This window comes from Xanthomonas sp. NCPPB 901 (genome assembly GCF_056725085.1).
The window spans coordinates 723,431-742,872 of sequence record NZ_CM161511.1 but is presented as its reverse complement, the minus strand read 5'-3'; the positions used below and the strand labels follow the sequence as shown (position 1 = coordinate 742,872).

Sequence of the window (19,442 nt, the reverse complement as noted above, 5' to 3'; positions counted from 1 at the left end):
CCTCAGGTGTCGGTGGGCCGCGTCTGGCGCAGGAAGTGGCCGGTCACCAGCCAGGCGCCGAGCCAGCCCAGCAGCAGGGTGCCGAGCAGCACCAGCCCGGCGTGCAGCGCGTCCAGCCCGTGCAGCACGAAATGGCTGCCGTAGCTGTCGGCCAGCGCCGCCAGCGGCTGGCCCAGGGCCATCCCGGAGGCGGCGAGCAGGCCCAGCGCCAGCACCCCGGCGCCGAAGCCGTACCAGGCGCCCAGGTACAGGAACGGGCGGCGGATGAAGCCGTCGCTGGCGCCGAGCAGTTGCAGCACGCCGATCTCCTCGCGCCGCGACTGGATGTCCAGGCGCACGGTGTTGCCGACCACCAGCACCGCACCGGCGCCGAGCAGCAGCGACAGCACCTGCACCAGGCGTTCGCCGAAATGCAGCCAGCCGTCCAGGCGCTTGCGCCACAGCGCGTCGTGCTGGACCAGGTCGGCCTGCGGCAGCGCGGTCAGCGCGATCGCCAGCGGGGTGTCGTCGGCCGCGGCCGGGGTGACGATCAGCAGCGTCGGCAGCGGATTGTCCTGCAGCGCATCCAGCGCCTCGCCTAGGCCGGCGCTGTCGCGCAGCTCGGCCATGCCCTCGGCGGGCGTGCGCAGCGTCACCGCGGCCACGTCGCCACGGCCGCGCAGGGTCTGCGCCAGCGCCTGCGCCGCGGCGGCGTCGACGTCGGCCTTCAGGAACACGTTGATGTCGCGCGACTGCTGCACGCTGCCGGCGAACTGCTTGAGGTTGTCCAGGGCGATCGACAGGCCCAGCGGCAGGGTCAGCGCCAGCGCCATCACCGCCATGGTCAGCAGCGTCGCCCACGGCTTGCGCATGGCGCGGCCGAGGCTGTAGACGATGCTGTGCAGGTGGTGGTCCCACCACACGCCCAGCCGCGAGGGCGCCGCGGCGCCGGCATTGCGCGCGCTCATTCGGCCAGGTCCTGCGGCGAGATGTCGTCGACCAGGCGGCCGTGGTCCAGGATCAGCACGCGCTTGCGCATCTGCTTGAGCAACGCCAGGTCGTGGCTGACCACCAGCACGCTGGTGCCGCGCGCCGGCAGTTCGGCGAACAGTTGCATGATCTCGGCGGCCAGGGTCGGGTCGAGGTTGCCGGTGGGTTCGTCGGCGACCAGCAGCCGCGGCTCGCCGACCATCGCCCGGGCGATGCCGACGCGCTGCTGCTCGCCGGCCGACAGCTGCGAGGGCAATGCCTTCTCGCGGTGGCCCAGGCCCATGCGCTCGAGCACCGAGCGCACGCGCTTGCCGATCTCGGCACGGCGGGTGCCGCGCAGGATCAGCGGCAACGCCACGTTCTCGGCGATGCTGCGGTCGGTGAGCAGGCGGTGGTCCTGGTAGACCACGCCGACCTCGCGCCGGTGCAGCGGCACGCGGCGGCCGCGCACCTTCAGCAGGTTGCGCTCGCCGAACAGCACGGCGCCGCGCGAGGGCCGCTCGCTCAGGTGGATCAGCTTGAGCAGGGTGCTCTTGCCGGCACCGGAGTGGCCGGTGACGAACAGCATCTCGCCCTCCTCGACCTCGAAGCTGACGTCCACCAGCGCCGCGTGGCCACCGGCGTACTGTTTGCTGACATTGTCGAACCGCAGAACGCTCATCCGGCGATTATGCCGGAGCGGCCCGGGTATTCGTCCACCGCGCGCGTCGCACGCGGCGGACGGCCGGCCCGGATCAGGAGCTGGAGACCAGCGAGCGCAGCTTGCGGCCCAGGCGGGTCAGGAACGAATCGTTGGTCGCCGCCGCACCGCGCTCGGCCTGGCGCGCGGCCTTGACCGGGGTGGCCACGACCTGCACCGGCCGGGCCGGGGCCGCGGTCGCCGGCGCGGCGCTGCCGTTGCCGGCCTGCACGCCCTCGGCGCCTTCCAGCGGACGCCCGCCGCGACGGCGGCGGCGCTTGCGCGGCGCACGCTCGCCCTCGACCGCAGGCGCGGCGCCCTCGGCCGGCGCAGCACGCGGCGGCTTGGGGGCCGGCGCTGGCGCAGCGGCGGCCGGCGCGGTGCCGTCCGCGGCAACAGCCGCGGCGTCGGCCGGGCGCGGCGTGCGCGGACGCCGCGGCTTGCCGTCGGCGCTGCGCGACTCGCCACGGCCGCCCGGGCCGCTGCGGCCGCCGCCGGGCTTGCCGCGGCCACCGCCGCGACGCTGCTCGTCGGCCTCGCGCTGGGCGCGGGCCTCGCGGAAGATCTCGCCGATGCTCTCCTCGCCGTCGGCCTCGGCGGCCTCGCCCTCCACCGCCGCGCGCGGGGTGCGCGGCAACGCCACCAGCAATTCGGCGGTGACCGGCTCGACCGGGATCTTCTGTTCGATGTAGGCCTCGATGTCCGGCAGGCTCATCGCGTAGCGCTCGCAGGCGAAGCTGATCGCGTCGCCCTCCTCGCCCAGCCGCGCGGTGCGGCCGATGCGGTGCACGTAGTCCTCGGCGTCGAACGGCAGGTCGTAGTTGTAGACGTACTTGACCCCGTCGATGTGCAGGCCGCGCGCGGCCACGTCGGTGGCCACCAGGATCTCCAGCTGGCCCTTCTGGAAGCGGTTGAGCAGGGTCTCGCGCTTCTTCTGCGGCACGTCGCCGGACAGCACGCCGACCCGGTAGCCGTTGCGCTCCAGCGCCCGCGCCACCCGCTCGACGAATGCCTTGGTGTTGACGAACACCATGGTGCGCGCGCCCTCGCTGCGCGAGAGCAGGCCCAGCAGCAGGGTCAGCTTCTCCTCGTCGGAGGGGAAGTAGATGCGCTGGCGCACGCGCGCGGCGGTGATGCTCTCGGTCTCGACCACGAGCTTTTCCGGCTCGTTCATGTGCTCGTAGGCCAGCTCCAGCACGCGGTGGCTGAGGGTGGCCGAGAACAGCAGGGTCTGCCGGGTGCCGCGCTCGGGCATGCGCCGCAGCAGGAAGCGGATGTCCTTGATGAAGCCCAGGTCGAACATGCGGTCGGCTTCGTCGAGCACGCAGATCTCGCAGGCGTGCAACGACACCACCTTGTGCTGCTTGACGTAGTCGATCAGGCGACCGGGGGTGGCGATGATCACGTCCACGCCCTGCTGCAGCAGTTCGCGCTGCTTGTCGTAGTCCACGCCGCCGTAGACCAGGGCGAAGCGCAGGCCCAGCTCGGAGCCGAACTTGACCGCGTCCTTATGGATCTGGATCGCCAGTTCGCGGGTCGGCGCCAGGATCAGCGCGCGCGGATCCTCCGGCTTGCGGTCGGCCAGCGCCGGGCGGCTGAGCAGGCGGTTCATCACCGCCACCAGGAACGCCAGGGTCTTGCCGGTGCCGGTCTGGGCCTGGCCGGCCACGTCGCGGCCCGGCAGGGCCACCGGCAGGGTCAGCGCCTGGATCGGGGTGCAGCGGGTGAAGCCGGCGCCCTCGAGCCCTGCGAGCAGCGCAGGATGCAGGTCGAACGCGGAAAAAGTCACATCGGTCAGCGGTTTGTCGCTCATCATTCCATCTTCGTGAGGCCACCCCGCCCGAAGCGTAAGGTCGCGGCTTGCATCGGTCCCGGCAGCGTCGCACACTGGCGTCTTCCATACCGGGTCGCGCGACAGGGGGAATCCCTTGAGTTCGCCGCGCAATGCCCCAGTTTACCGCAATGCGGCGGCCACCCGGTCCGGTCGGTCGCATTGGCCCAGGAGAACCCCCAAAGTGAGCGACAAGGTGCTTTACGTCGGCGACGCCGATTTCGATGCCACGGTGCTGCAGTCCGACGAGCCGGTCCTGGTGGACTTCTGGGCCGAGTGGTGCGGCCCGTGCAAGATGATCGCGCCGGTGCTGGACGACCTCGCCGACACCTACGACGGCCGCCTCAAGGTCGCCAAGGTCAACGTGGACGAGAACCGCGCCACCGCGATCAAGTACCACGTGCGCTCGATCCCGATGCTGCTGCTGTTCAAGAACGGCAAGATCCAGGCCACCCAGATCGGCGCGGTCGGCAAGGGCCAGCTGACCCAGATGATCGACAAGACCCTGGGCGGCAGCGCCGCCTGACGTCCGCTGCCGGCGCCCGCTCCGCAACCGGAGCGGCGCCGCGGCATCCCGGCCGGGCTTGCGCCGCCGCCGGCTGAATCGCCCGCAAACGCCCGCTTGCCGTGCTTGCGTGGCGGTGATAGTGTCGATGCATCCGGTGGCATTCGCGCACCGCACCCCCTCTGGAAGATTCTCTCCCAGACCTCCTCCCAACCCCGTATGCCCCCACGCTGGGCGCTCGCACTCTTAGCGAGGAACACCACTTGTCCGATCACACCATGTCCGAACCCGGGAGCGCCGACGCCCCCGCCGAGAAGCGCGTGCGCAAGCCGCGCGTCAGCAAGGCCGCGAGCGGCGCGGAGGGCGCCGCCGAGCACGGCGCGCCGGCGCAGCCGACCCTGCCGCTGAATCCCGCGCCCGTCCAGGCCGAGGCGCCCCGCGCCGCGGCGCCGGACGCGCCCCCGGCCCCGGCCGCGAACGGCGGCCAGAGCCACGGCGGCGGCGACGCGCCGGCCCATCAGGGCGGCGGCGGCCAGGCGTCCGACGGCGGCGAGCCGCGCGAAGGCCGCGAGCCGCGCGACGGCGGCAACCGCTTCAACAACCAGAATCAGAACCAGAACAACCAGAACAACCAGCAGGGCAACCGCCGCGATCGCTTCCGCAATCGCCGCGACCGCGACCGCAACCAGCGCGGCGGCGACCGCTTCCAGGACAGCGGCCTGCCCAGCGACAACGGCGGCAACGAGCCGTTCGTGCCGCGCCCGCACGCCAGCGTGCCGGAAGGCTTCCCGATCTACTCGCTGAGCGACCTGAAGAAGATGCCGGCGCAGAAGCTGCTGGACATCGCCGAGCAGCTCAACATCCAGGACGGCGTGGCCCGCGCGCGCAAGCAGGACGTGATCTTCGCCCTGCTGAAGGTGCTGACCCGCCACGGCGAAGGCGTCGCCGCCGACGGCGTGCTGGAAATCCTGCCGGACGGCTTCGGCTTCCTGCGCGCGGCCGAGGCCAGCTACCTGGCCGGCCCGGACGACACCTACATCTCGCCCAGCCAGATCCGCCGCTTCAACCTGCGCACCGGCGACCACCTGTCCGGGCGCATCCGCTTCCCGAAGGACGGCGAGCGCTACTTCGCGCTGTCGATCGTCGACACCATCAACGGCGAGCCGCTGGAAGCGAGCAAGAACAAGGTCCTGTTCGAGAACCTGACCGCGCTGTTCCCGCGCAAGCGCTTCACCCTGGAGCGCGGCAACGGTTCCTCGGAAGACATCTCCGGCCGCATCCTCGACCTGATGGCGCCGCAGGGCAAGGGCCAGCGCGCGCTGATCGTGTCCCCGCCCAAGGCCGGCAAGACCATGCTGATGCAGCAGGTGGCCACGGCGATCACCACCAACCACCCGGACGTGCACCTGATCGTGCTGCTGATCGACGAGCGCCCGGAAGAAGTGACCGAAATGCAGCGCACCGTGCGCGGCGAGGTCATCTCCTCGACCTTCGACGAGCCGGCCGCGCGCCACGTGCAGGTCGCCGAGATGGTGATCGAGCGCGCCAAGCGCCTGGTCGAACACAAGAAGGACGTGGTGATCCTGCTCGACTCGATCACCCGCCTGGCCCGCGCCTACAACAACGTGGTGCCGTCCTCCGGCAAGGTGCTCAGCGGCGGCGTCGACGCCAACGCCCTGCACCGCCCGAAGCGCTTCTTCGGCGCGGCGCGCAACGTCGAGGAAGGCGGCTCGCTGACCATCATCGCCACCGCGCTGGTGGAGACCGGCAGCAAGATGGACGAGGTGATCTACGAAGAGTTCAAGGGCACCGGCAACAGCGAAGTGCACCTGAACCGCCGTATCGCCGAGAAGCGCGTGTACCCGGCGATCGACATCAACCGCTCCGGCACCCGCCGCGAGGACCTGCTGATCGAGCCGGAACTGCTGCAGAAGATCTGGATCCTGCGCAAGCTGCTGCACCCGATGGACGAGATCGCGGCGATGGAGTTCCTGCTGGACAAGATGAAGAACACCAAGTCCAACGACGAGTTCTTCGGTTCGATGAAGCGCTGAGTCCATCGGAAATAGCTTGAAAACAGGGCCTTCGGACAACCGGAGGCCCTGTTCGTATCGGGATAGTGATGAGCCGGGATTGGCGGTCTTACCACCGGGCTTGACCACCAACCTAGACCACCAGACAGCTCAAGAACCCCTTGACCGCGAGAACAGGGGATTGAACAAGAGACATTACCTACAGCAGCCAGGCCAGTCTTGGTACATCCGTATCAAGGTACCTGCCGCGCTACGTGGCAGGGTCGGGAACACACACATCCGAAGCGCCCTGTATCCGCGCGACCTTGACGAAGCGAACCGACGAAAGTGGCTGGCCCTCGCTCAAGTCCGCGCCTACCTCGATTCGCTTGAGAGCGGGACACCAGCCTCTCTCTCCCTTCCTATGCCAAGCGGGATTCGTGGAGTGTCCGCCATAGTTCCACAGACGGCGGCACACTTCGGCCTGAGGCCAACTACTAGCCCAGATGCTCTGTCCGAGGACTGGGCCATAACCAGTCCCCTCAAGACTGTCCAGTTCCAGCGCGGGCAAACCTACCAGGAACTGAGCAGCTATCTTGGCGGAGACCTCGACCCAAACAGCGTCACAGCTGCTGTGGCGGTTGCCTACGTCGACGAGCGGCCACTTACGTCCACTGATAGACCAAGTACCCGGAGGCGGAAGCTGAGTGCTCTAGGCGCGTTCTGGGACTGGATGGCTTTACGCTGCTACACACCAAAGGGGGATGAATCCTTGAAAGGGATTTCGTCTAGGCAGGAACGCCAAGGAGAAGGGTGTCAAGTTTAGTCGCCGTAAGCGCTCAACAGCGAGCGGGAAGCCCGCATCGTCCGGACGCATAGGGAGGATGGCCTCAGCTCGCAGAATGCTTTGCAATCAGCCGTAGCAGCGTCTATCGGGCGTTGAAGACTTCCGTCAGCGACGTAGACGGCTAATTTCTTGTTCTGCTAGGAACACCCTCGAACCGCTCCTTTCGCAATTCCCTTGGGCAGTGGGATTCGAGCACCGAGAGATGATCTCAGTGCCCTTGTACGCTACTCCTAAGACCCTAGGGCGCTATGAGTTGGCTTCTACCTCATCACTCATAGCTAGGTGCTGAAGTACGACAATCTCAGGATAAGTATCGGCAAGATAGCTGATCATCCTTGTTTGCCATTGATCCCGCTCTGCCCCGTAGTGAGCCATCCGATGATCATTCGGGCAGATGGCAACGATGTTCCAAACCACATCAGGACCAGACTCAGACAAGGGGACAACGTGGTGTGTCTCCAAGTAGATCTGCCCTGCTGCAGTTTTGAACCCCAACTGCCCACAGGCTTCGCAGACACCTGACGCACGTGTAAGCACTTCCTGCCTGACCAGACTAGATCTAACGAACTGTTGCCCACTGACCTCACGTGTCTCAGGCACGTCTAGTGCATCAAACTGATCGATATACTTCTTGGAGGAATGCTTCTGCTCTTGGGCCTGCTCTTGGGCCTGCTCTTGGCCTTGATTTGTCATGTCCTGCTGAGTAACGACCTGCCTAGAATTGAGTCCACGAACAAGGACAAAATCACCTGACATCTTGTCGTATGACTCGAAGTCCCATACTTCTGAGTCAAGCAGCCGGTACTCAACCGATGAGGTATCGCGCCCCAGTGTGTCGCGGTCTGCACGCTCTCCCTTCAGAAGAACTACCCGGATAGGCAGATCCCCATTGGTGGCTTGCTGGCAGCGGTAATCGAAGAGTCGAGCACGACGCGCCTGACTCTTCGCCCTTGAGCGATCTTTAGGTAACTCACGACGGCCTGTCGCACGATCCTCTAGCCGGAGAGCAAGCTGACGAAGGTTGTCCTGATAGATGATCCTCCCGTATTCCAGCTTCAGTGACTCATGCCAGATACAGAGGACCACAGGTTCGTCGACACCATCTCCAAACGCCCATTCGTAGCAAAAGGCTGGATTGGCAGACGGATTGGTTACAGGTTCACCACCTTGCTTGTAAGCCCAAGGCGATACATCCACTCCCGCTTGTTCTACGAGATCCATCACACGTGACCGTTGTTGCGGCTCCAAGCTCTTCAGATCCTGATCCATGCTCTATCGATCCACAGTGGCAATGTCTTTCCGTCACTGTATCGAAACTACCTCCCACTGTGCTTGGTCACAAAAACCGTTCTGATCGGTCTTTCATCGCTCTCAAGCCAGTCCGCCTGATCGTAGGTGGACCGTGCCAAGACCCCCACTCCACAAGGGTTTTGGACTGTCAGATGAAGATCGGCATCCTCCTTTAAGCTCAAGGCTGCACCCGATCGCTGTAGGCGTTTATGGCGCATGCTGGACAAGATGAAGAACACCAAGTCCAACGACGAGTTCTTCGGCTCGATGAAGCGCTGAGGTCCGGCGCCGGTTCGACCGCAACGCCCCGCTTCGGCGGGGCGTTCGCGTTTGTGGCCATCTGTCATGCCCGGCGACGTGCCGGTACGGGGTCCGACGGTCTTTCGACGTGGGCGCAGGCGAGATGTGCGGCATTCGCCCCGCCGCGTCCACCGCCATGCCCGCCTCCACCAACACCGCCGTCAGCAAGGTCGCCCCGGTCACCCTCGGCTTCTGGGTGATGAAGATCTGCGCCACCACCCTGGGCGAGACCGGCGGCGACCTGCTGTCGATGACCCTGGACGTAGGCTATGCGCTGAGCAGCGTGCTGCTGCTCGCGGTGTTCCTGGTCTCGCTGGGGGCGCAACTGCGCGCACGCCGGTTCCAGCCGTGGCGGTACTGGTGGGTGATCCTGACCACCAGCACCGCCGGCACCACGCTGTCGGACTACATGGACCGCAGCCTGGGCCTGGGCTATGCGCAAGGCGCGCTGCTGCTGGTCAGCCTGCTGGCCGCGGTGCTGGCCACGTGGTGGCTGTGCGAACGCAGCCTGTCGGTCGAACGGATCGGCAGCGGCCGCGCCGAGGTCTTCTACTGGCTGGCGATCCTGGTCTCCAACACGCTGGGCACCGCGCTGGGCGATTACCTGGCCGACAGTTCAGGGCTGGGCTTCGCTGGCGGCGCGCTGCTGATCGCGGCGTTGCTGGCGGCGATCGCCCTGGCCTATGCGTTCACCCGCGTCTCGCGAACGGCGCTGTTCTGGGCGGCGTTCGTGCTGACCCGCCCGTTCGGCGCCACCCTTGGCGATCTGCTGAGCAAGCCGGCCGGCAAGGGTGGCCTGGACCTGGGTACGGTCGGCGCGTCGCTGCTGCTGGCCGCGCTGTTGCTGGCGGTGCTGGTCGTCTCGACGCGACGCCGCGACGACGAGCGCCGCGCGGCGCGCTAGCGGCGGCGCGTCGCCCCGGCGAACCGCTCGACCCCGCAAGGCCAGGCGAACACCATTGCCGCTCAGCCGCCCCGCAGCGGCGTCAGCAGGCGAGGGCCGGCGCCATCGGCCATGTACACGCCGCCGGCCGGCAGCAGGTCCGGCGAGAAGCCGGTCGCGTCTTCGCCGGTGATCCACGGCGCGCGCTGGCGCGGGCCGGGGATGTAGCTCGTCCAGCGGCCATAGGAGGACGGCGCGCCCTGGGGAATGTCGTCGCGCAGCGCGTAGTCGACCGGCACGCGCACGGTCCAGTAAGGCGCCTCCACGTCCTTGCCTTCGCTCGGCGGGCGGAAGGTCCATTTGCGCGCCGCGCCCACCGCGCTCTTGCCCAGCACGTCGCGCAGTTGCTGCATCTGCCGCTCGGACGCCACCACGCGCAGGTTGACCTGCTCCACCGCGGCATCGGCGACGTGGCCATCGCGGCCCACCTTGAGCACCAGGTACGCCGACCCCGCGGCACCGACGCTGTAGGCCGCTTCCGGATAGGCCGGCGGCTTCATCTGGATCGCGGTCACCACGCTGCGGTCGTTGGGATCGTAGTGGCTGAAATCGGCGCCGCGGATCTCGACCTGGTAGTCGTCGCCCTGCTGGCGCTTGGCGACCAGGCGCAGGGTCATCGGCGCACGCGCCGGCACGGGTTTGCCATCGCGCATGCCCGGCGCGAACGTCCACTGCATCACGCTGTTGCGGACGAAGTCGACCACGCCCTTGGGCAGGCGCTCCTGCTGGTCCAGCGCCAGCGCCGACACCTTGCCGCTGGGTTCGATGTCGATGGTGCCGCTCACCAGCATGCTGCTTTCGATCTGCTTGCGCACCGCGCCGGGGCCGACCCCGTCGGCAGCCGCGGCGACGGCAGCGAAGGCCAGCAGCAGCGACACCACGGCGCTCCAGCGCCACCACGAACGGACGGATCGACGGTGCATCGCGCATTCCTTTGCCTGAGATGAGGCGCCGATTACACCGCAGTGGCGCCTGGCCGGCAACTCAGGCCAGGCGCAGCGCGTCCGGATAGGGCGGCGCGTCCGGGTAGTCGTCCTCGCGCAGCCGCGCCTGCAGGTCGCGCCACCACTGCGGGTCGAACAGTTCGCCGTGCGCATGCCGCACCGCTTCCAGCGAGGCGGCGGGCAGGCCCATGAACAGCGCGAAGCGCTCCGGGAACACGTCGCGCGGGGCGACGTGGAACCACGGCTCGGCGGCCATCGCCTCTTCCTCGTTGCGCGGCTGCGGCCAGTCGCGGAAGTTGCAGTCGGTGACCAGGCACAGTTCGTCGTAGTCGTAGAACACCGCCCGGCCCTGCCGCGACACGCCGAAGTTCTTCAGCAGCATGTCGCCGGGGAAGATGTTGTTGCGGGCCATGTCCTTGATCGCCTGCGCATAGTCCAGCGCGGCCTCGCGCGCGGCCTCGGCGCCCTGCTCGCGCAGGTACAGGTTCAACGGGCGCAGGCGCCGCTGCACGTAGCACAGTTCGACGATCAGGTCGTCGCCATCCTCGCGCAGGCTGCGCGCACAGCCCTCCATCAACTCTTTCAGCAGCCCCGGCGCGAAGCGCGCGCGCGGGAAACGCAGCGAGCGGTACGGCTGCGCGTCGAGCAGGCGGCCGACGCGATCGAGGTTGAACACCAGTGCGTACTTCTCTTCCACTTCCTCGCGGCTCATCGTCTTCGGATAGGCGAAGCGGTCGCGGATCAGCTTGAACACCAGCGGGTAGCTGGGCAGGGTGAACACCGCCATGACCATGCCCGGCGTGCCCTCGGCATGCACCAGTTGTTCGTTGGGATGCGCCTGGAAATGCCGGAAGAAGGTGCGGAAGCGCTCGGTCTTGCCCTGCTTGGCGCGGCCGAGCATGGTGTACAGCTCGTCGATCGGCTTGTGCGGCAGCAGGCTGCGCAGGAACACCACCGCATCGCCGACGGTGGGCAGGTCGGCCTGGAAGTAGCTGCGCGAGATGCCGAACAGCTGCGCCACGTCGTTGCGCTTGGTCAGCACCGCCTCGGCGCGCAGGCCCTGTTCGTCGTTGACCAGGGCGATCACGCACGGCGAGAAACGGTGTTCGCCGAACACGCGGCCGACCAGGTAGGCGCGGCGCTCGCGGTAGAACACCGTCTCCAGCAGCTCGATGCCGCGCACCGGGTTCTCGCCCCAGTGCGCCAGATCGTCCTGCAGCCGCACCGCGATGGCCGCCGCGCAGCGCGTGCGGTGCGCGTACGGCACGTCGAACGGATAGTCGCCGAGCACGCGCACGAACGCGTCCACCGGCCGCGTCTCGGACACCACGTAGTTGTGCCGCGCCACCGGATGGGTGATGGCATCGGTGGGTTCGATGTCCAGCGCCACGAATTCGATCTGCGCATCCACGCCCTGGGTGCGGAAGAAGCGCCGGGTCAGGGTGTTGTAGAAGGTCTTGTACAGCTCCTGGTCGATCAGCGCGGCGATCAACTCGGCGTAGTGGTCGCGCGCGCGGATCCACAAGGCGCGGTCGTGCGCCTGGCCGAGCAGCACCGCGCGCAGGCGCAGCATGCACTCGGCGATGCACTGGTCGTACAGGGCGATGCGTTCGATCGCGTCCTCGCGCGCGGCGCTCCAGTCGCGCGCCTCGAAGCGCTGGCGCGCGCGCGCGGAGATCTGCGCGAAGCGCGCGTGGTAGTCCTCGAACGCCTCGAAGACGATACGGCCGATGACCTGGGCACGGCGTTCGGACGGCAGCGGCAGCGGCGTGGAGGGCATGCCCGCAGTGTAGAGCGTGCGATGCGGGTTGAGGCGGTGCGACGCCCCGATATACCCGCTACGCCCTAGCCCTGCGCGCGGCGGCGCTTGAGGGCGGCCGGCGCGGCCATGGGCTGCAGGTGCTCGTCGGCCTGCCTGCGCAGCCAGTCGCGGAACGCCAGGAACCCGCCGTGGGCGGCCGAGCGCGGCGGATACACCAGGTAGTGCGACCAGCTCGCCTTGACCCGGTGCGGCGACAGCGGCACCAACTGGCCGGCGTCGAGCAGCAGCCGCGTGCGGGTCACACGGCCCAGGGCGACGCCGACACCGTCGAGCGCGGCGCGGTGCTGCGACTCGGAATCGTCGAACACCGCCACGTAGCGCGCCGGCGCTTCTTCGCCGGCGGCCGCGAACCAGCGGTCCCATTCTCCGTCCGGGTCGCCGATCAGCGGCCACTGCGCCAGCGGCGCTGGTCGCGCGCCCATCCGCGCGATCAGCGCCGGGCTGGCCATCGGCACCAGCCATTCGTCGAACAGCATCTCGACCGCCAGGCCCGGCCACTGTCCATTGCCAATGCGCAACCCGGCATCGACCTGCGGCTGACGCTCGAAGTCGACCAGATGCTTGTCGGACAGCAGATTGATCTCGATCTGCGGGTGCCGTGCGAGGAAATCGCCCAGGCGCGGCACCAGCCAGGCCGAGGCCATCGACGGGGTCAGGCTGATCGTGAGCACATGGTCGCGGCGCGCGGCGAACGGCTGCAGCGCTTCGCCGATCGCATCCAGGTGCGGGCCGATGCGCTCGAGCAGGCGCCGCCCGTCCGCGGTCAGGGTCACGCCGCGCGGGTGCCGGTCGAACAAGCGATGGCCCAGGCGCTCTTCCAGCGCGTGCATCTGGTGACTCAGCGCGCTGACGGTGAGATGCATCGCGGCCGCCGCACGCGACAGGTTGCCGAGTCGGGCGACGCTGACGAAGCCCTGCAAGGCATGCAGCGGCGGACGCGCCATATTGAATCCTATTCAAGTCTGTCTTGCGGAATGCGAGATTTTTCCAGTTCCAGCTTGCGCCTATTGTGGATTCCACTCAAGCCAGGAGCACGACGATGGGCATCTACAGCGATCTGTTGTTCCACCACGGGCATATCGCCAACGTCGCGCTGGCGCAGTCGCTGGCCGCCCCCGGGAAGGCGCCGCCAGCATCGGCCGATGCGCGACCCGAGGCACCTGAGGCCACGGCGCCACGCACGGGCAGCGGACAGCGACCGTCCCCCGCCTGCGCCGCGGTGCCCCTCGAGAACGCCTATCGCCCTTCCGCTGAGGCGCCGGCCGGGACACGCGCATAAAAAACCCGGCCAGCGCATGCGCGCCGGCCGGGTTCGGTTGCGAGCACCGCGGCAGCGGACTACTGCGCGTTCAACGTCGCCAGGGCGTCGTTGAGCGTCTTGCTCGGCCGCATCGCCTTGCCGACCAGCTCCAGGTTCGGACGGTAGTAGCCCTGGATGTCGACCGGCTGGCCCTGCACGCCGTTGAGCTCGGCGACGATGGTCGCTTCCTGCTCGGCCAGCTGCTTGGCCAGCGGGGCGAAGCGCGCCTTCAGCGCGGCGTCCTCGTCCTGCGCGGCCAGCGCCTGCGCCCAGTACAGGGCCAGGTAGAAGTGGCTACCGCGGTTGTCCAGACCGCCGACCTTGCGCGAGGGCGACTTGTCGTTGTCCAGGAACTGGCCGTTGGCCTGGTCCAGGGTGCGCGCCAGCACGCCGATGGCGGCATCGTGGTGGCGCTGGCCCAGGTGCTCCAGCGACGCGGCCAGGGCCAGGAACTCGCCCAGCGAATCCCAGCGCAGGTAGTTCTCCTCGACGAACTGCTGCACGTGCTTGGGCGCCGAACCGCCGGCGCCGGTCTCGAACAGGCCGCCGCCGGCCATCAGCGGCACGATCGACAGCATCTTGGCGCTGGTGCCCAGCTCCATGATCGGGAACAGGTCGGTGAGGTAGTCGCGCAGCACGTTGCCGGTGACCGAGATGGTGTCCTCGCCCTTGCGGATGCGCTGCAGCGAGAACGCCGTGGCCTCCACCGGCGGCAGGATGCGGATGTCCAGGCCGTTGAGATCGTGGTCCTGCAGGTAGCGCTCCACCTTCTGGATCATCAGCGCGTCGTGTGCGCGCTGCGGATCCAGCCAGAACACCGCCGGGGTGGCGCTCAGGCGCGCGCGCTCGACCGCCAGCTTGACCCAGTCCTGGATCGGCGCGTCCTTGGTCTGGCACATGCGCCAGATGTCGCCGGCCTCCACCGCGTGCTCCAGCAGCACCGCGCCGCCGGCGTCGGTGACGCGCACCGTGCCGTCGACCGGGACCTGGAAGGTCTTGTCGTGGGAACCGTATTCCTCGGCCTTCTGCGCCATCAGGCCGACGTTGGGCACGCTGCCCATGGTCGCCGGGTCGAACGCGCCGTGCCGCTTGCAGTCCTCGATCACCGCCTGGTACACGCCGGCGTAACAGCGGTCCGGGATCACCGCCTTGGTATCCTGCAGCTTGCCTTCGGCGTTCCACATCTTGCCGGAGTCGCGGATCATCGCCGGCATCGACGCATCGACGATCACGTCGCTGGGCACGTGCAGGTTGGTGATGCCCTTGTCGGAGTTGACCATCGCCAGGGCCGGACGCTGCGCGTACAGCGCCTGCAGATCGGCCTCGATCGGCGCGCGCTGCGCCTCCGGCAGGCTGGCGATGCGCGCGTACAGGTCGCCGATGCCGTTGTTGGGGTCGAAGCCCACCTGCTTGAGGGTGGCGGCGTGCTTGTCCAGCACGTCGCGATAGAACGCCTCGACCACCACGCCGAACATGATCGGGTCGGAGACCTTCATCATCGTCGCCTTCAGGTGCAGCGAGAACAGCACGCCCTGCTGCTTGGCATCGGCGATCTGCGCCTGCACGAAGGCGGCCAGCGCGCGCTTGCTCATCACCGCCGCGTCGATCAGCTCGCCGGCCTGCACCGCGGTCTTTTCCTTCAGCACCGTCACCGCGCCGTCCTGGCCGACCAGCTCGATCTTGACGCTACCGGCCTGCGCGATCAGCGCCGAGCGCTCGCTGCCGTAGAAATCGCCGGCGTCCATGTGCGCCACGTGCGACTTGGAATCGGCGCTCCACGCGCCCATGCGGTGCGGGTGCTTGCGTGCGTAGTTCTTCACCGACGCCGGCGCGCGGCGGTCGGAATTGCCCTCGCGCAACACCGGATTGACCGCGCTGCCCTTGACCTTGTCGTAGCGCGCCTTGGCGTCCTTCTCTTTTTCGTCCTTCGGCTCGTCCACGTAGTCCGGCAGCGCATAGCCCTGCTGCTGCAGTTCCTTGATCGCGGCCTTGAGCTGCGGCACCGAGGCGCTGATGTTGGGCAGCTTGATGATGTTGGCTTCCGGCGTGGTCGCCAGCTGGCCCAGCTCGGCCAGGTCGTCGGCGATGCGCTGGTCCTCGCGCAGGTACTCGGGGAACTGCGAGATCAGGCGGCCGGCCAGCGAAATGTCGCGGGTCTCCACGGCGATGCCGGCGGTGCCGGCGAACGCGGCGACGATCGGAAGCAGCGACTGCGTCGCCAGGTACGGGGCTTCATCGGTGAGCGTGTACAGGATCTTGGGCGTATTCGACATGACGCGACGGATGACCTCTGGCAGGGGAAATAAAGCAGCACCGACAGTACGGCGGCGTATGTTTTCTTGTAGGTTTCGCGATGCCGCCAACTGCCGGACATCGGCCGTCCATTGTCGCGTGTCTGCCGGCTGGGGGCAAAGCGCGGGGTGCCGCATGCGATTGAGCGTCTGCGCCGCAGCGCAGACGCGACCTGCGAAGCGCGACGGGTTCGGCGCACATCACCGCGGCAGGCGCTGCCGTCACCCGCTCGCCACACCGCAAGCGCCAAGCCTCGCGGCCCATGCCGGCATCTCTTTGGCACGCGCGAGGACGAGCCCCTGTGTGCCTGGATTGAAACGATGCCCAAGCGCGCCGCGGCGTACATCTCGCTGCACCCTCACGGATGCGTGGATTGAAACGGGCTCGCTATCGCACAGGATGACCAGTTCCACGTCGTCGCGGCGCAGCAGCTCGGTCAGCAGCACCTGGCCGCGCATGCTGGTGCCGATCATGGCCAGCACAGGGTGCGCTCTCGCGCCCAGGCCGGTGCCTGCGGCAGCAAGCTGCTAGCGGCGATGGCGGCGCCGGCGTCGAGGAAGTCGCGTCGTTCCACGCCATGCGTTCCCCGGTCGCATGCGCGCCGGCAACTGCCGGCGCGCATGCTGCCGCGGAGCGATCACTTGAACCGGTAGCCGATGGTCACGCTGTAGCCGCGGCCGAAGATGGTGGCGTAGTCGCTGGAATCGCCCAGGAAGCTGTTGGGGTCGTAGAACGGCAGGCGGTCGAACAGGTTCTTGACGGTGAAGCCCAGGTTCCAGGCATCGTCCGGACGCCAGGTGACGCTGAGGTTGGCGGTCCACCACGACGGCGCGCCGTCGCACTTGCTCGGCTGCAGCTTGAGGTAGCCGGCGGTGCAGGTCTGCTTGTTGTTGTCCTCGGCGTCGATCCGGTCGGTGGCCCACTTGGTGCCGCCGACATAGTTGACGAACAGGCTGGTGGTGACCTGCCGGTAGGTCCAGTCGGCGTTGAGCGTGGCGCGCAGGCGCGGGTTGTTGTAGTAGCCGACCACGTCGCCGTAGTACCAGCCGCTGTCCTGGTCCATGTAGAAGCGGTTGCGGTTGGCGATGGTCGCGGCCAGGCCGATGTTCAGCCCGCCCCACTGGCCGAGCGAGAAGCGGCTGCGCGCGTCGATGTCGAAGCCGTCGACCAGGGTCTTGCCGCGGTTGCGGTACTGGCCGACCACGCTGGCGACATTGCCGACGCTGTAGCCGGGCAACGTGCCCGGGCAGGCCACGCCGCTGGCGGGGTCGGCACACATCGCGGCGAGTTGGGCGAGGTTGGCGCGGTCGCTGTCGGTGATCGGCGAACGGGTCATGGCGGTGATGTCGCCGGCGCGGCGGTAGTCGGGGGCGACGATCTCGTTGTCGCGGTAGATGAACCAGTAGTCGGCCGACACCGACAGCCAGTTGGCCGGCTCGTAGACGAAGCCGAGCGTGGCGATCTTGGCCTTCTCCGGCTTCAGGTCCGGGTTCGGCTGGGTCATGCGCGCCACGGTACGGCTGCAGTCGGCATTGAGCAGGCTCTTGCCCAGGTCCACGTCGCCGCTGCGGCGCGACTGCAGCAGCAGGTTGGCGATGGCGTTGGTCTCGGCGCAGCGCACTTCGTCGCGGTAGCCGCCCAGCTGCGCGTAGACGCCGCCGCTGCCGGACTCGGCCAGGCTCGGCGCACGGAAGCCGGTGGAATAGGTGCCGCGCAGCAGCAGTTGCTCGAAGGCCTGGTATTTGAAGCCGACCTTGGGCGCCAGGTTGGTGCTGAAGTTCGGGTACTTGTCGGCACGCAGCGCGGCATCGAGTTCCAGCGTGTCGGTGATCGGCGCGACGGTCTCGGCGAACAGCGCATAGGTGTTGCGCTTGCCGTCGAACCAGGAGCCGCCCTGCTGGGTGATCAGACCGTTGGCCGCGTCCGGGTTGCCGGGGGTGTAGAAGGTCTCGCGGCTGGCGTTGAAGCCGAAGGCGGCGCGCATTTCGCCGGCCGGCAGTTGCAACAGCGGACCTTCGATCTTGCCGTCGAGGGTGTGCAGGCGCGTCCACGATTCGATGTCGAAGGTCGGGAACGCCTCGCGGATCAGCGCGGCGTTGGCGGCGCTGATCTCGCCGAACCTGTACGCGGGGTGGTCGGAGATGATCACCCGGCCGGTGCCCGGGTCGATGGTGAACGGACCGAACGCCTTCTCGAAGCCCTTCACGTTGACGTTGACGGTCTGGTAGGTGACCGAGTGGGTGCCGGCGGTGGCGAAGGCGGTTTCCCAGTTCCAGTCGCCGAGGCTGCCGCGCGCGCCGCCGAGCACGCGGTAGCTCTTGTCGGTGTTGCGCTGGCCGAAGTAGTCGGGACCGGCGTCCTGCAGCAGGTACTGCAGGCCGACCACGCCGCCCATCATCGCCCTCAGCTGCGGACTGGCGTGGTTGTACTCGTTGTTCGGCCCGAGGAACGGATACAGGAACTGGTTGACGGTGTTGCCGGTGTTGCGCGAGAACCAGCTGGTCGGATTGCCGGTGGTGGTGTTGAACGCGCGCGGGGTGCCGCCGTTGGCGCGCAGGTCGATGTCGGTGTAGGTGGCCTCGGCGAACAGTTCGGTGCTGGCGCCGACCAGGAACGTGCCGTTGAGGTAGGCGGTGTTGCGTTCGGATTTGGCGCCGGCGTCGATCTCGTTGTTCAGCCACGTCTCCCACACGCAGCGCGGGCCGGCGGCTTCGCTGGTCAGCACGTTCTGGCAGCCCGGCGCGGCTTCCTGCACGCGGCGCCCGGTGGCCGGGTCGAAGGCGAAGTAGCTGCCCGGATTGAACTGGCCCGGCTTGCTGCCCACGCCCAGGCGCAGGTTGCTCAGGTAGCTCGGGTTGTTGACGTAGTACTGCGCCGGCCGCTTGTCGTAGAAGTCGCGCAGCGGGATCGCGTCGCGGCGGTACACGTTGACCGCGCCGTAGACGTTGAAGCGGTTCTCGGCGAGGTCGCCGAAGCCGGCGGTGATGCTGGCCTGGTGTTCGCCGTAGGCGTCGATGCGGGTGGAGGTGTCGTTGCTGAAGTTGATCTCCGCGCCCTGGAAGTTGCGCTTGGTGATCACGTTGATGACGCCGGCCACGGCGTCGGTGCCGTACACCGCCGAGGCGCCGTCGGTCAGCACTTCCATGCGCTCGATCGCCGCGGCCGGGATCGCGTCGATGTTGACGAACTGGGTCTGGAAGCCGGCCGGCGCGCCGTAGTACGACAGGCGGCGGCCGTTCAGCAGCACCAGCGTGCCCTGCGCGCCGAGGCCGCGCAGATTGGCCTGCGAGGCGCCATCGGAGCCGGTGAACAGCGAGCGCGCGTCCTGTTGCGCCGGCCGCGCCGCCGGCAGGTTGTCGAGCACCTGCAGCAGGGTACGCGCGCCCATCGCCTGAATGTCCTGCTTGCTGATCACCTGCACCGGCGAGGCGGTCTCCACGTCGGTGCGGCGGATGTTGGAGCCGGTGACTTCGACCCGGGCCAGGTCGGTGGCGGCGGCCTGGCTGTCCTGGGCGGCGGCGGGTTGCAGGGCGGCGAGCAGGACACCGGCGATGGCCAGGGTCAGCGGAGCGAGCGGGCGACAGCGGGGATGGCGGTGACGGGCGGGCAACATCGGGGGTCTCTCCTGGCAGGGGGCGGCGCGAACGCGGAATCGGCGGGCAAAACGCTCCCGGGCCGCGGCCAGGCGGCCGCAGTCGGGAAAGGCGG

The 19,442-nt window shown here is 68.1% G+C and carries 14 protein-coding genes and 1 pseudogene; 5 read left to right on the top strand and 10 right to left on the bottom strand.

What is annotated here, in order from left to right; all coding sequences use genetic code 11:
• Nucleotides 1-2: 2 nt before the first annotated feature.
• The 3 genes from ftsX to rhlB form a co-directional block, all read right to left on the bottom strand.
• Nucleotides 3-947, bottom strand: a complete 945-nt coding sequence (gene ftsX / locus AC1PME_RS03110; RefSeq protein ID WP_481097265.1) for a permease-like cell division protein FtsX — start codon at nucleotides 945-947, stop codon at nucleotides 3-5.
• Complete coding sequence (gene ftsE / locus AC1PME_RS03105) at nucleotides 944-1,630, bottom strand: cell division ATP-binding protein FtsE (protein WP_242159999.1); 687 nt, start codon at nucleotides 1,628-1,630, stop codon at nucleotides 944-946. The genes ftsX and ftsE overlap by 4 nt, the downstream gene beginning before the upstream one ends.
• A gap of 73 nt (nucleotides 1,631-1,703) precedes the next feature.
• On the bottom strand, nucleotides 1,704-3,461 hold the full coding sequence (gene rhlB / locus AC1PME_RS03100) for an ATP-dependent RNA helicase RhlB (protein ID WP_481097264.1): 1,758 nt from the start codon (nucleotides 3,459-3,461) through the stop codon (nucleotides 1,704-1,706).
• Nucleotides 3,462-3,663: 202 nt separating this feature from the next.
• Here rhlB and trxA point away from each other — a divergent pair, with 202 nt between their 5' ends.
• The 3 genes from trxA to AC1PME_RS03085 all read left to right on the top strand — a co-directional run bounded on the left by trxA (nucleotide 3,664) and on the right by AC1PME_RS03085 (nucleotide 6,822).
• Complete coding sequence (gene trxA / locus AC1PME_RS03095; protein ID WP_254460237.1) at nucleotides 3,664-4,005, top strand: thioredoxin TrxA; 342 nt, start codon at nucleotides 3,664-3,666, stop codon at nucleotides 4,003-4,005.
• 242 nt (nucleotides 4,006-4,247) lie between these two features.
• Nucleotides 4,248-6,038: a transcription termination factor Rho gene (gene rho / locus AC1PME_RS03090; protein ID WP_254460236.1), complete on the top strand. Its 1,791-nt coding sequence runs from the start codon at nucleotides 4,248-4,250 to the stop codon at nucleotides 6,036-6,038.
• 16 nt (nucleotides 6,039-6,054) lie between these two features.
• A complete protein-coding gene (locus AC1PME_RS03085) occupies nucleotides 6,055-6,822 on the top strand; it encodes a DUF6538 domain-containing protein (RefSeq protein ID WP_481097263.1) in 768 nt (255 codons plus the stop codon).
• 267 nt (nucleotides 6,823-7,089) lie between these two features.
• On the opposite strand, the gene AC1PME_RS03080 is transcribed toward AC1PME_RS03085, so the two are convergent.
• Nucleotides 7,090-8,112: an HNH endonuclease gene (locus AC1PME_RS03080; protein WP_481097262.1), complete on the bottom strand. Its 1,023-nt coding sequence runs from the start codon at nucleotides 8,110-8,112 to the stop codon at nucleotides 7,090-7,092.
• Nucleotides 8,113-8,536: 424 nt separating this feature from the next.
• Between AC1PME_RS03080 and AC1PME_RS03075 the strand changes: the two genes are divergently transcribed.
• On the top strand, nucleotides 8,537-9,337 hold the full coding sequence (locus tag AC1PME_RS03075; protein ID WP_481097261.1) for a COG4705 family protein: 801 nt from the start codon (nucleotides 8,537-8,539) through the stop codon (nucleotides 9,335-9,337).
• 62 nt (nucleotides 9,338-9,399) lie between these two features.
• On the opposite strand, the gene AC1PME_RS03070 is transcribed toward AC1PME_RS03075, so the two are convergent.
• The 3 genes from AC1PME_RS03070 to AC1PME_RS03060 all read right to left on the bottom strand — a co-directional run bounded on the left by AC1PME_RS03070 (nucleotide 9,400) and on the right by AC1PME_RS03060 (nucleotide 13,086).
• On the bottom strand, nucleotides 9,400-10,299 hold the full coding sequence (locus tag AC1PME_RS03070; protein WP_481097260.1) for an energy transducer TonB: 900 nt from the start codon (nucleotides 10,297-10,299) through the stop codon (nucleotides 9,400-9,402).
• Nucleotides 10,300-10,360: 61 nt separating this feature from the next.
• A complete protein-coding gene (aceK, locus tag AC1PME_RS03065) occupies nucleotides 10,361-12,100 on the bottom strand; it encodes a bifunctional isocitrate dehydrogenase kinase/phosphatase (RefSeq protein ID WP_254460233.1) in 1,740 nt (579 codons plus the stop codon).
• A gap of 65 nt (nucleotides 12,101-12,165) precedes the next feature.
• Nucleotides 12,166-13,086: a LysR substrate-binding domain-containing protein gene (locus AC1PME_RS03060; protein WP_481097259.1), complete on the bottom strand. Its 921-nt coding sequence runs from the start codon at nucleotides 13,084-13,086 to the stop codon at nucleotides 12,166-12,168.
• 95 nt (nucleotides 13,087-13,181) lie between these two features.
• Here AC1PME_RS03060 and AC1PME_RS03055 point away from each other — a divergent pair, with 95 nt between their 5' ends.
• The gene (locus AC1PME_RS03055; protein WP_481097258.1) at nucleotides 13,182-13,421 is read left to right on the top strand and encodes a hypothetical protein; all 240 of its coding nucleotides are present in this window, start codon (nucleotides 13,182-13,184) and stop codon (nucleotides 13,419-13,421) included.
• Nucleotides 13,422-13,480: 59 nt separating this feature from the next.
• Here AC1PME_RS03055 and AC1PME_RS03050 read toward each other — a convergent pair whose 3' ends face one another.
• From AC1PME_RS03050 to AC1PME_RS03040, 3 genes and pseudogenes are all read right to left on the bottom strand, one after another.
• Nucleotides 13,481-15,715, bottom strand: coding sequence for an NADP-dependent isocitrate dehydrogenase (locus tag AC1PME_RS03050; protein ID WP_481097257.1), 2,235 nt, complete (start codon nucleotides 15,713-15,715; stop codon nucleotides 13,481-13,483).
• Nucleotides 15,716-16,105: 390 nt separating this feature from the next.
• Nucleotides 16,106-16,308: pseudogene (locus AC1PME_RS03045) on the bottom strand (gfo/Idh/MocA family oxidoreductase); the annotation flags it as partial.
• Nucleotides 16,309-16,371: 63 nt separating this feature from the next.
• Nucleotides 16,372-19,347, bottom strand: coding sequence for a TonB-dependent receptor domain-containing protein (locus tag AC1PME_RS03040; RefSeq protein WP_481097256.1), 2,976 nt, complete (start codon nucleotides 19,345-19,347; stop codon nucleotides 16,372-16,374).
• Between the last annotated feature and the right edge of the window lie 95 nt (nucleotides 19,348-19,442).

Coding starts and splice junctions, on each gene's coding strand:
- aceK (WP_254460233.1), bottom strand. CDS start 12,100: ATGCCCTCCACGCCGCTGCCGCTGCCGTCCGAACGCCGTGCCCAGGTC.
- ftsE (WP_242159999.1), bottom strand. CDS start 1,630: ATGAGCGTTCTGCGGTTCGACAATGTCAGCAAACAGTACGCCGGTGGC.
- AC1PME_RS03040 (WP_481097256.1), bottom strand. CDS start 19,347: ATGTTGCCCGCCCGTCACCGCCATCCCCGCTGTCGCCCGCTCGCTCCG.
- AC1PME_RS03060 (WP_481097259.1), bottom strand. CDS start 13,086: ATGGCGCGTCCGCCGCTGCATGCCTTGCAGGGCTTCGTCAGCGTCGCC.
- ftsX (WP_481097265.1), bottom strand. CDS start 947: ATGAGCGCGCGCAATGCCGGCGCCGCGGCGCCCTCGCGGCTGGGCGTG.
- rhlB (WP_481097264.1), bottom strand. CDS start 3,461: ATGAGCGACAAACCGCTGACCGATGTGACTTTTTCCGCGTTCGACCTG.
- AC1PME_RS03070 (WP_481097260.1), bottom strand. CDS start 10,299: ATGCACCGTCGATCCGTCCGTTCGTGGTGGCGCTGGAGCGCCGTGGTG.
- AC1PME_RS03055 (WP_481097258.1), top strand. CDS start 13,182: ATGGGCATCTACAGCGATCTGTTGTTCCACCACGGGCATATCGCCAAC.
- AC1PME_RS03075 (WP_481097261.1), top strand. CDS start 8,537: ATGTGCGGCATTCGCCCCGCCGCGTCCACCGCCATGCCCGCCTCCACC.
- AC1PME_RS03050 (WP_481097257.1), bottom strand. CDS start 15,715: ATGTCGAATACGCCCAAGATCCTGTACACGCTCACCGATGAAGCCCCG.
- AC1PME_RS03080 (WP_481097262.1), bottom strand. CDS start 8,112: ATGGATCAGGATCTGAAGAGCTTGGAGCCGCAACAACGGTCACGTGTG.